Raw genomic sequence first — 12,418 nt, 5'->3', positions numbered from 1 at the left:
GAGATGGCACTCATTGATAAATTAGTTCTTCACTAGTCGAGACAAAATTCGTTGACCTATGAAACGAAGAGAGATTCTAAAAGAATTAAGCTTACTACCCCTGGCGGGTGGTTTGCTTAGCGGTACGGATGCTTTGGCGGAGGGAAATACTCCAACAAACTGGCTTACAAAACCATCCCCGATGATGACAGCCGTAGCTGGTCCGTTGAAGGCGGGGCCACAGATCTACCAATCCATTGGGGTAGAACCTATTATTAACTGCCGGGGTACGTTTACCATCATTGGGGCTTCTATGGAACTGCCCGAAGTAAAGGAGGCCATGGAATACGCCAGTCGGTACAATGTGCAGATTGATGAACTGGCATTTGGTATTGGAAAACGGCTGGCCGAAATCACCGGTGCCGAATGGGGCATGGTTTCATCGGGCTGCGCTGCGGGCATGAATGAGGTAACCGCGGGCATTCTGGCGGGCGGGAACCCCGAAAAGCTCATCCGAATCCCCAACCTGGATGGGTTTGAAAAAACCGAAGTGATCATTCCCCGCTCGTCCCGCAATGTGTATGATCATGCCATCCGTAATTGTGGAGTGACCATCATTACCGTGAACAGCCTTGAGGAACTGGAAGCGGCAATCGGGCCCCGAACTGCCATGATCTATATGATGCCGGGACAGGAGCCCTGGACGGTGCAGAACGTGGCGAAACTGGCCAAACCCCGAAAAGTGCCCATTCTGGTCGATGCGGCCGCCGAGCGGCTGACCATTCCTAATATTCACCTCCAGGCAGGAGCTAGTGTAGTAGCCTATAGCGGAGGAAAAGTGATTCGAGGGCCACAAAGCGCCGGCCTGATGCTGGGCAACAAAGACATTCTGATGTCAGCCTGGCAGGCCAGCGCTCCGCATCATGGTCCCTGCCGCAACAACAAGATTGGACGGGAGGAACAGATTGGGATGCTGGCGGCCGTGGAAGCCTGGGCTGTTCGGGATCACCAGGCTGAAATGAACACCTGGGTATCCTGGCTGGAAACGATTTCGAAAAAAGTATCTGGTATCCCCAGTGTGCAGCTTGACCTGCGTAAACCGGCGGAAGGTGCTCTCGATAACGCTACACCCATGCTCACCATCAGTTGGGATGCAACCAAGCTCAATATCACCGGTCAGGAAGTGGCAGACGAACTGGCAACGACCAAACCCCGGGTGGCCGTAGGTGTGGGTTCCCGCCGGGGGCAGGCTCCAGCGGCCTCTTCCACGACTACCTCGATTTCCATTGCTGCTTATATGATGGGGGCAGGCAACGAGATCATTGTCGCCCAGCGCGTTCACGAGATTCTGAGCCGGAAGCGGAGTGGCCCGGCTGTAGTCGCTGAAATGAAAGCCCCCGCAGCCGATATTAGTGGCCGTTGGGAAGTCACCATTGAGTTTTACACCAGCACCAGTCAACACACGTTTATTCTTGAAAAACAAGACGGTAACTACGTAACCGGAACGCACAGAGGTGAGTTTGCCGACCGGGAATTAATGGGCAATATTGACGGGGATACGGTTCGCTTTCAAAGCCGCTACAGTGTACCGGGGGATAATCTGGTGATGACCTTTTACGGAAAACTAGCGGGCGACACAATCACCGGTGAGATTGATATGGTCGAGTATGTTACCGCGAAATTTACCGCGAAGAAGATAGCGTACTCAACGACTCGGCAGCGTATTAACGTACCCTCGGGTAGACCATTTTCGACCTAAGATGGGATTAAAGGCTGTATATAAGTAGCCTGAATAATCATAATTTAGCCGGGTAAAAAAGACATTCCTTAACGTGAATGATGGATAAATCATGATTTATCCATCATTCACGTTAAGGAACTAGTTTTCTTCATCACCACCCGCCGACTTGCCTTTCTTCACTTTAGCCCCATTCAAATTGCCGATTTTGTAGCTGAAGGTCAGGCGAATACTGGAGTTATAGATATACTGACGGAAATCCTGGTTGAACTGAGCCGAATTCAGCACCGAGGTGAAGCCCATGCCGTTGGTCAGAAAGTTCTCAGCAGCTAAACCCAGGCTACCTCGTTTGTTCGTAAATGATTTACGAGCACCCAATGAATACTGGGCAAATCCGATCCGATATCCTTGCAGCGCGATGTCTTTACCCCGATAGCCCAGATTGGCCTGAATAGCCCAGCCCTTGTCGAATTGAAGCTGTGTATCGAACCGCCCTCCCCAGCGTAAACCCGTGTTGCTTAGTGGAATCGATAGCCCCGATACATCCAGAGCCAGTCCACTAATGTACCGGTACATGATGTCGATGTTTGTATTGACGCTCCATCTGGGCGTAATAGTAATGGTTGCAAACAGGTTGGTGCCGTAATTATATTCCTTACCGATATTTGACCGGCGGCTAACAACCGCGCCAATCAGCGTGTCAGATCGCTGGCTAATCGACTGTATATCATCCTTGTTCAGTCGGGTGTAAAACGTCAGGTTCAGATACGTTTTTTTGACATAGGTGCTATACCCAAACTCAACCCGGTCGGTTATTTCCGGTTTTAAATACGGGTTGCCAATGGAAACGTTGTACGGATTAGCTGCGTTGAAGTTGGGATTTAAATCCTGAACGTTCGGGCGCTGAATCCGACGGTTGTAAGCTAGTTTGATCGTAGTTGTCTCGTTAAGCTTTTTCGACAGGTTAATGCTGGGAACCAGTTTGCCGTAATTCGGGATGGAAATGGGCACTTGCCCGCCAGTCTGGGACCCTCCAGTCTGGGCCTCAATGCTGGTGTACTCATAACGCGTTCCGACCTTAAGTGTGATCTTATTGTGCGTCGTGAGTGTATAAGACAGATAAGCAGCCCCAATGTTCTGATCATACAACAGGGAGCCATCCGGACGCTGGCTGTCTACGGAGTAATCAGACGTTGGTCCCGCCAGTAGATACTGATACTGGCTGTTCACCCTCCGGTAGGTTTCTTTTGCCCCAAACTCCAGTTGTTGAGTCTGACTAATAGGCGTTTGATAATCCACTTGCAGAATAAACTCCTGGCTGGTATTGAAATTCAGATTTCGTTGCCGGGTGGTCAGAATGCCCAGTGTATCCAGGTTATTCGCGTCAAAGTTATTGGTCAGATGGTTCTGGCTGTATTGGGTGGAAAGGCTTAGTTCTTTCTGCGGTCCATCGCCCGTGCCCGGAAAGGTGTGCAGGTAATCGATGTTCATATCGACCGAATTGGACAAATCCTGACTATTTACATCCCGTCTGTTGGGAGCCCTCACGATATCCCCATTGAGTAAACTGGTGAAGAAATGCTGGTCCCGACTTAAGTTACGTATCCCAAATCGAACGCCACCCGTAAGAGATTGATTTTTCGCGATGTCATAGTCCAGACCCAGGGCATACTGCCCGAATAAGCCCTTATCAAACCCATCAGCGTGTTGACGAGTCCGAATGGGGGCAATGGATTCACCCAGAAAAGTGGTCTGGTTTAAATCTGACCCTGAAGGGTTATACACGCCCCGACCATTGCCGTTCAGACTTACGCCCAATTTACCCTTTCGGAAACTACCATTCAGGCCCAGCGTACTCGTTCGATTACCAGCGCCACCATCTACATCGAGGTGCAATCCCTGCAAGGTATTTTTCTTTGTGATGATGTTGATAATACCACCCGAGCCTTCAGCATCATACTTAGCCGACGGGCTCGTGATAACCTCCACCGTTTTGATTAAATCGGCCGGAATCTGCCGTAGCGCATCGGCTAGATTTCCGGCTAGAATAGACGAGGGTTTATTATTGATCAACACCCGCACATTGGCATTGCCTTGCAGAGAAACATTACCCGACAAATCCACCGACAGCATCGGCACTTTTTTAAGAATGTCTGTGGCATCACCACCCTTAGCAGCCAAATCGACATCGGCGTTATACACCAGCCGGTCAACCTTATCTTCCACCAGGGCTTTCGTTCCGGCTACGGTTACTTCATTCAGTGTGCGCGTGCTGGCACTGAGTCGAATAACGCCCACATCTTTGGTCTGACCATTAACAAGCACAAGGTTATCAATCGGTTTGGCATTGTAGCCCAGAAAAGAGATCAGTAGTTTGTAGGTACCGGGTGCTAATTTGGTGAGCATAAATTTACCCTTATCATCGGCTACCGTACCATCAATAAGCTTGTTGGTAGCGATGTTATAGACAGCGATGTTGGCGTATTCAACCGCTTTGGTCAAAGTAGAATCGACCACATAGCCCGAAATTTTGGCGTTGCCTTTTGATAAAGTTTCTCCAATTGGCGTAGTAATTGGCGGACTCGATTGAACCGGAACCGACGGACTGGATGTAACGCCCGGCAGTTGAGCAAATAGACTGGTTGTCGTCAATAAAAGTAAAAAAGCAGTAGTTCTAAGCCACATGACTTGGTTTTGAAAATTTGGATGCTACGAACCGAGCAAAATTGCCCTTGTCTGTTGATGAATAGAAAAGAAAGGTGGCTAATGCCTTTTATCGGTGGGTGAATAGCCATAATGGCTGGTTGAATGAAAAATCAGAAACTGATTATCGATTTATACCGGCCTGGTTTCTGGCAACGTGACCACGAACAGCGACTGGTTGATCTTCAATTAGCCGTATTTTCACTGCGCTCTTCCTTATATCAGTCAAAGTACTATATCAAAACTGAACACATTTTGAAGTTAGCGGTAAATAGGTCTTACAAATCAACTACGACTCGATTATCAGCCCTTAGTTGTCCAGGAAATTCATAACTATATCGGCGGATTTATGCCTTACTCCCCGACTTGTTTGCCACACTGACTGTCATTCTGGCTAAGGTGGATATTGAAGGCGTCAATACCAATCTGGCTACATGCAAGTAGCAGGAATGGTCACTACAAAACCGGTATTGGCTAGTCCAATTAACATACATAAGGCTACATGCGTAACTGGTTTCAGGCTGTAGCCCCGGGTCAATAAATTTGTGGATCGATTTTAAATTCCGGCATTGTTGGCGCGGACGGGGGCCGTATACATATACGCCAAACACGCCAGGCGCCGGCATCTAACCGTCGGCCTAATAGCCAGCTCCGCTCAGGCAAAGGCGGTGCGTTTTGACTACTCAGCGTTATGGTTATTACGAACAAAAAGTATGGTATAGACCTTAGTTGTATGTATTACTTTTTTATGTCGGATCGATTCTGTTGGTGGTTACGGGTGTCATTTCCTGACGCTGTCGGGCGCGTTGCGAATCGTAAAACTTAGCCAGACAATAATAGAGAACCAGCTCGTAAGCACGTTGTTTTGACGGAAACAACCGGTTGACAATCATGTGCATCATGCTACTGCTGATGCTGAGAGACGTGCGGTCGGACTGAACGGTTTGTGCCAATTCCGATAAGGAAATCTGCTGATCGTCAACCCAGTTTTCAAAACCATTCGTCAGCGCAAATGGGCGGTTCAAGGCTTGTTCCAGTAACGGTTTATAGGCTCGGTAATGGTCGTTTAATTGCTGACGAAGCGCCGGACTACGCCCAAATTCAGTAAAAAACTGTTCTTTCATGTTATCCAGTATTGTACAACGCTCGTCAATAGTGGAAGATAAGCCAACCAGTAGTTTGTCTATTTTGTGGGCGGCAAAAGCAAACCGTAAGTTTTCATCAAAAGCCTCGCCGGTTTGTTGCATAAACTGAAGGGTACTGAGGCTATCGTGGTGAAAAAACCATTCATAAACAGGTATCTTGTCCATTCCGTATCGCTCCAGTTCACGCTGGTACGTGTCAGTCTGGATTCGGTGAACCAGACCACTCTGCACAAACGGGTGTAGCACCTGCTCAATACGTCGGATCACGTAGTGGTAAAACTCGATGTACGGATTCCCCCGAAACCGAAGCCGCAAGTGAGGATCCTGGTCTTTGTAACGAACAAAGAAAAACTGCTGGATCGTCTGTTGCTGAAGCAATTCCTGAATCGCGGGGTACAACTGATTAACAAGCAAGGCATCGGACGCTTTTTCACCTGCGTAAATTTTCAGGTACAACCATTCGCTACCAACCGAAAAACGGCGTTGCGGCATGTCGGTCGTGGCAGCGTTGATGGGCGCATAAGCCGGGGCCGACGGATTATGGAAAGGCAATACCAGTTCGTGGATGTAGGCTTTCCCCTGGCTATCGCGAACAGGACATTGGTCAGATTTGGCTAAGCATTCAACAGCCCGGATCGACTCCGTTCGGCGCAGTTCCTGTAACAACAAAGCCAGTGAAACATCCGTAGCCACGTCAATTTTCAGTTCATTATCGCCCTGCGCAATCACAAATTGGGCAGGCAGCCCCATTTCCTGAAGTTGCTGCCGTACCGCTGCCAAATTCTCGGCTTTAAACTGATCAGCGGCCAACTGCCAATTGGCCCGGCTTAGAATAATGTGCCGGTATCGAACGCGGGGCAGATACGCCTGTTGTGTCAGCAGTCCCCAATTCCAGCGTAAATCCAGGTACGCGTCCTGATACTGGAGCGTACTTAGAAACTGATAGACGGGCAGGCCACCCTTGACATTGTGGGCGTTGGACAGCCGGGGAATTACCCGTTTGTTCAGGCGCTTAGAACGCAGCACCAGGCGGTCGTTCCGAACGGAAAGATAAAGGTCTGATAACGGAATTTGGTAATCTGGCGCCACAGACGCTCGGCCAAGATACGGTATTTCATACTGGTAGAGCGTAGGGCGGTGACAGATATTGCCTGCTCTGGCCTCCGGAGAATGCACAATTTCGGCCAGAATTACGTCAGGATGACTGGCTTCTTCCAGTCTGGCGCATTGCTTTAACTGTTCAGCCAGGATAGGATCTGCTTGCCCAAAACGGCTGAGCAGATTAACCGCCGATGGCCCCTGACAGGATGTTAGCGCGAAGAGGTAATCATCGTGGTCGGTGCTATCAGCCGAAGAAGATAGCAAAGTACCGAAGGCATAAAAGCTGCTGGGTAGCGTGTGCATAGCCTCCTTAGGATTACCTACTTTACCCAGATCATCGTCCGTTAAAACAATCTCAGACCGCCCATACCGCAGTGCCTCAGTATACTTGTTCAATACAAATAACTGCCAGTTGGTCAGTACGGCGTCCTGGTCTTTTGCTATGCCCGCCAAGCTCAAACTATCGAGCATAGGCGCATTACCCACTCCTAATGTGGATGTGTCGCCGTATCCAACACCCATTTCATGGTCGAGGGCAAACGCTAGCGGTACTTCTTCAGCCTCGTACCGTAAATAAAACCGGTGCCTGAATTCATCAAGCGCACTGTTCTGATACGGTCGATTTAAGACCAGCAACGCTTTAAGTTGCTGTTGAAAATGATTGAGCCACCGCTCGCTTAGCTGACAGGTATCGGCGGGCAGGGCTGTATCGACCTGAATGAAATCGGTATGTGGCAGCGCAATTCCCTGTTCGGCAAGGTACGTTGGCAGGGCATTCAGCGCCAGCGGCCGACGGGTAAGCCGTTCATTAATTCCCGCGATCACCTGACGGGCGTTGATCACGGCAGAACAAGTCGTAAGTGTGGATAGCCGCTCATTAATAACATTCAGATACGCGTCGCCGGTAAGAGTTGGTTCAAGTTCAAATACCAATAGCTGACTGTTGATCAGTTCATTGACGTAGTCAATCGCATTGTCCCGATCAACCTGATACTGATCGTTCAGAAAATCAATCAGCTCAGCCTGCGTCACACCCGTTTGCGCAAAGGCGAAGAGGTCGGCCAGGAGTTTGTCGCTGCCAACGGCACTGATAAAATAGGTCCGGCCGGCTGGTTCGGGCTGCTGTTCAATGAATCGGAAGTAGTTGCCTGCCAGATACAGCGTGGTATTGAGAAATAGCTTTAACTGAGCGCGAATATCGGGCTGTGCCAGCAGCCATTCTTTAACCGCCTGGAGGTATTCAATGTCTAACCGGGCATGAGGAGCGATGCGGTCCAGCGATCCAGCCATGAATGACGTTTTTCCTCCGACAGAACCCAATGCATACCCGGCAAAAAGACCATAAGGCGTGCTACGGGTTGTCATTCGAATCAGGTACTTGTGCAGTGTATTGATTAGCTTGGCTTCGTCGGACAGTGTCTCACCCGATAGCCACCGCTCTACGCGATCATACAGCCGGGGCGAGGCTGTTGCCAGTGCCTGTCGCTGAACTGGATTAGTAAACCACTGCCTGATGACATCGGAGAGGTTATTGTGCCGATATTGCAAAGACTCGTAAAGAGATTGAAGGGAGTCAAGCGGGAAGAGCGTTCTTCTAAGTACGAAAAAGTTAAAACGTTGAATCATTGGAGGGAGAGTAAATACACCCTACAATATATCTATTTATTCTGGGATGGATATTAAAAAAAAGTCACATTTGACCCAATGTTAATATAACAAGTCGGCACTTAGTAAACAAATAATATACGATGCTTCTATTTATCTTTTCCTGTGGACTTCCTGTTGGTATGCCGCAATACAGTCGGTGAATTTTTTAAAGGAAAAGGGTTCGGTCAGAAAAGCAAACGGTTGCATGAACAGATTTGGGAACTGATGCTTTGGGAAGGGTGACGTAATAACGACACCCGGATGATGAATCAACTGAGCAGCTAGCTCGTCGCGGACATTTTCGTCAGGACAGGTCAGGTGCAGAAAAACAAAATCGCAGGTTAACCACCAGTTCGCTTCGGTAGTATACCCCTCCGGGCTGGTGGCCAGGCTCAATTCCTGACCACCAGCCCGGAGGACGTATTGACTTAACAGAGATTGGCTACCACCATCGTAATTGATCAATAAACAGTGCATAACGATGGGGTAGTGTTTCTTAAAGAGTGGATTTGATTGAATAAGCAGAATGCGTCACGCTTTTGGGTAAGGCATGCCTGCCTGCCCGGTTTCAACTAATCAGTAACAGTAAGCCAACAGGGAAGGCCCGATTTGGTGGAGCTTGTCCGAACCCCTACGGCGTTTAAATTGACAACGCGTTGTACTTTGATAGACGGGCGGTTTGTTTGTACTTGTTGCGCTTGCATGGGAATAAAAAGTTAAGGTTGAGATACAGGAAGATGTTAATTTTTTCAGATCCGTGTGCTGGCTGATTGATGAATCAAATATAACGGGTAGCGGATAAGAGAACCAACTCCCTTAGACTGGTGCATTCCCTTCTTCGACCAATGCCCTTTTTTTTTCGACCAATGAAAAAACAATTATGAATGGGGTGTCTCAACCGTCGCTGAGGCCAGCTGAAGAGTGAGCGTAACCGAGTAGCTATCAGCGGAATGCTCTACGTCGACCTGATGGGCATTGGGGTAGAGCAACGATAGTCGCTGCCGGACGTTGGGGAGACCAATTCCCCCTGATTTCTGATCGGGAAAATGCCGTTGTTGAGACGTCGCCAGACTATTCTGAACCGTAAAGACGAGCGTAGTCGCCTGTTCTATATGCGCTTCGACCCACACATAAGCTTCCTGCTGTTGCCCGCCAATGCCGTGTTTAAAGGCGTTTTCGACAAACGCCAGTAGAATAAGCGGAACAATGACCAGGTTTTCGTGCGTGCCCTCGCTGCTGAAAAGAATTTCGACCCGTTGCCCGTGCCTTGCCTGTTCCAGTTGCAGGTAGTTTTCAATATAATTCAATTCCTGATCGAGCGAAACGGTCGTGGCGTCGGTTTCATAGAGGTTATATCGCATAAGCTCGGCCAGGCGAAGGACCAGATTAGCCGCCTGCTCGTCCGCATTAATTACCCGGACATAAATACTGTTAAGGGCGTTTAGCAGGAAATGCGGATTTAACTGCGCTTTGAGCAGATCGAGTTCCAGCAGGTTATTTTCCTGGTTGAGCGCCAGATTGGTCAGTTCTGTCTGTCGAACGTCGAAGCCTAACGATAAATAATAACGGAACAGAGCGGCTAACAAAAACAGACTGGCATAAAAATAGGGATTTAGCAAAATAAGGCTAATGGCTTCCCACTTATACAACCATCCCAGTATGCCCAATTGATGAATCCGGTACCAGTAAAACAGAGAGGATGTGGACGTACCGGCAGCAATTTTCGATTCGCTTATGTGGGCTGCCGATTGTAGTAGCGGATAGGCACTATAGGTTAGCGTATGAACCGTTCCCAGCAGCACAACAGATCCAATTAAAAATGGAATCCAGCGCGCATTGTAGAGGTAACGTACAAATAACCAATGCACATTGACTTCGTAAATAAGCACAACCAGGCCACACATAGCGATGAGAACCAGGTTTTTTATCGGCTGTTCGTCAGGACGGATGTAGGCACCGTTTATCGCGAATATACTAATACCGATCAGCAACCAGACCACCAGTCGACGAACAATTCGCATGAGTATTGAACGGATGGAGTGGAATTTCATACAGCGAGTGTTGGGTCGGAACCGGCTTTTTCAGACACTGCGTCCAGTTCAAGCTGAAGGACAACCCGGTAATAGTCATCTGTTATGTCGTGCGTAACCGTATACCGGCCAGCATACTGAATATCCAGCCGCTTGTGCACGTTAGCCAACCCTACTCCTCCTGCCCGGCGAGCAGTGGTGATGGTTAGCCCCCTATTGAGGCTGTTTTCGACAACAAACCGCAGGACGTTTTTTTCCAGATGCGCATCAATAAGAATATAGGCCCCACCAGCCGCCGACTTAATGCCGTGCTTGAAGGCATTTTCAACGAACGCGCTGAGTATGAGCGGAGCAATCAGGCAACCAGTGGGTGTGGGTACGGCCGACGAATTGAACGATACAGCCAGTTGATGACCATGCCGGGCCTGCTCCAAAATTACATAACTCTTCAGGTAGTCCATCTCCCTACCCAGCGGTACCCTTGCCACGTTGGCTTCATACAAATTGTAGCGCATCAGTTCGGCTAACCTCAGCACCAGATCAGCCCCCTGATCATCGACGTCAATCATTCGGGAGTAGATGCTGTTGAGTGTGTTAAACAAGAAATGGGGACTAACCTGTGCTTTCAGAAAATTCATCTTCAACAAGGTGTTGTCCCGATCCAGTAATAACCGATTCCGTTTCAGGTCGAATTGTTTCTGGCGGAAAATCATCGTTCCCTGCATGATTTTGATACCCAGTGGAATGAGGGGAGCCACAAGAGTAAATGCAAAATTCCAGAGGAATACCCGCAACGATATAAAGCAGCCGAAGATACCCGCTGGCCCTAAAATAGATTGAATCCGGGTTATGTATTGAGTGGCTTTGGGCAAGGTTGGCTCTACATTGAAAATAGCCGTTCGGTTCAGCAGATAAGCCCCCCAGAAAGTCAGCAGGGAAATTAAGGTAAGCCAACCCAACCGGCGTTTGTAAAAAAAATTGGGTAACGCCCAGTACACGGTCCCGTAAAAAACGAGCATATTATGACTGACCAACAGCCCAACTAATGGAATAAGCACGGGCCAGTCGTTTCCCACAGTTAAGTGAACGATACCTACGTCAATACCAGCAATCAGCAGAATGTTAATTGCATGAAGCGTAATACGGGCTAGCAGAGGTAGGTGACTCGTCCGGGCAATGAGCCGATCAAGAAGGGTACGCTTCGCTGGTTTCACATCAGGTTTTCTTTCATCGCTTCCCATACAGATTCCCGGTAGGTTACCCCAATCGGTACGCGTTTTCCATCGATTGTGGTAATGAGATTACCGTCAATTTCGCGGATACTTCCTTTTCGAACGATATAAGACCGATTGACGCGCAAAAACTGCGCAGATGGCAGCATTCCTTCTATTTTCGTCATGGTCATGTGAGTCGTGATGGTCCGGGCGGGCAAATGAATAACCAGATAATCTTTCATGGCCTCCACAAAGATGATCTCTTCTGGTACCACTTTAATTAGTTTCTTATCTTCTTTTACCAGAAAGAAACTCGCCGACTCCGCCGTGGGCTGGCCGGTCTCCGTAACTGGACGGCTGGTTGAGGTAGCGGGCGAAGCCGATGGGCTACCTGGTAGTGGAACTGATGGCTGTAATTTCGTTACTGCTTTATTGATTGCCCTTAAAAAGCGATCAAACGCAACCGGCTTCAGCAGGTAATCAAGTACGTCCAGTTCGAACCCTTCCAAGGCATACTGTGGTGAAGCTGTAACCATAATAACTTGAGGGCGTGGCGCATTCAGAGACTTCAAAAACTCAATACCTGTCATTTCGGGCATTTCTATATCTAGCAGAATCAAATCAGGTTTTAATTCCTGAACAGCCAGAAGTGCCTCTACGGCATTATAGCTATAACCAACCAACTCCAGAAAGGGTACCCGTCGAATAAACTTTTCCAGTACCGCCTGGGCTGGTTGCTCATCATCAATGATAAAACATCGCAGGGTAAGCGCCATAATCTGAGTGAAGGGCTAAAATCAAATGTACATCATTTTTTGTTAAGTAGTCATGTCGAACAGCGATCACCAGATACGGTACAGC

At 48.7% G+C, this 12,418-nt stretch carries 7 protein-coding genes; 1 reads left to right on the top strand and 6 read right to left on the bottom strand.

Going from position 1 to position 12,418, the window contains the following annotated elements; all coding sequences use genetic code 11:
• Positions 1–58: 58 nt before the first annotated feature.
• A complete protein-coding gene (locus tag SD10_RS28265; protein WP_046578782.1) occupies positions 59–1,738 on the top strand; it encodes a PLP-dependent transferase in 1,680 nt (559 codons plus the stop codon).
• 120 nt (positions 1,739–1,858) lie between these two features.
• Here the strand turns inward: SD10_RS28265 and SD10_RS28260 are convergent, their stop codons facing one another.
• The 6 genes from SD10_RS28260 to SD10_RS28235 form a co-directional block, all read right to left on the bottom strand.
• Positions 1,859–4,402: a TonB-dependent receptor domain-containing protein gene (locus SD10_RS28260; RefSeq protein WP_046578780.1), complete on the bottom strand. Its 2,544-nt coding sequence runs from the start codon at positions 4,400–4,402 to the stop codon at positions 1,859–1,861.
• A 764-nt stretch (positions 4,403–5,166) separates the two neighbouring features.
• Positions 5,167–8,292 (bottom strand): lantibiotic dehydratase, encoded by a 3,126-nt coding sequence (locus SD10_RS28255; protein WP_046578777.1) that lies wholly within the window; start codon positions 8,290–8,292, stop codon positions 5,167–5,169.
• 132 nt (positions 8,293–8,424) lie between these two features.
• The gene (locus SD10_RS28250; RefSeq protein ID WP_046578776.1) at positions 8,425–8,790 is read right to left on the bottom strand and encodes a hypothetical protein; all 366 of its coding nucleotides are present in this window, start codon (positions 8,788–8,790) and stop codon (positions 8,425–8,427) included.
• A gap of 401 nt (positions 8,791–9,191) precedes the next feature.
• A complete protein-coding gene (locus SD10_RS28975; protein WP_082111709.1) occupies positions 9,192–10,364 on the bottom strand; it encodes a sensor histidine kinase in 1,173 nt (390 codons plus the stop codon).
• Entirely contained in the window at positions 10,361–11,584 is a 1,224-nt protein-coding gene (locus tag SD10_RS28970) for a sensor histidine kinase (RefSeq protein WP_052731314.1), read from the bottom strand. Before SD10_RS28970 ends, SD10_RS28975 begins: the two co-directional genes overlap by 4 nt.
• Positions 11,554–12,333 (bottom strand): LytR/AlgR family response regulator transcription factor, encoded by a 780-nt coding sequence (locus SD10_RS28235; RefSeq protein ID WP_046578775.1) that lies wholly within the window; start codon positions 12,331–12,333, stop codon positions 11,554–11,556. The genes SD10_RS28970 and SD10_RS28235 overlap by 31 nt, the downstream gene beginning before the upstream one ends.
• Positions 12,334–12,418: the final 85 nt, after the last annotated feature.

Origin of the sequence: Spirosoma radiotolerans (assembly GCF_000974425.1) — a bacterium.
Taxonomy (GTDB): domain Bacteria; phylum Bacteroidota; class Bacteroidia; order Cytophagales; family Spirosomataceae; genus Spirosoma; species Spirosoma radiotolerans.
Note: the sequence above shows the minus strand (reverse complement) of the source record. Positions and strands in the feature narration are given on the sequence as shown.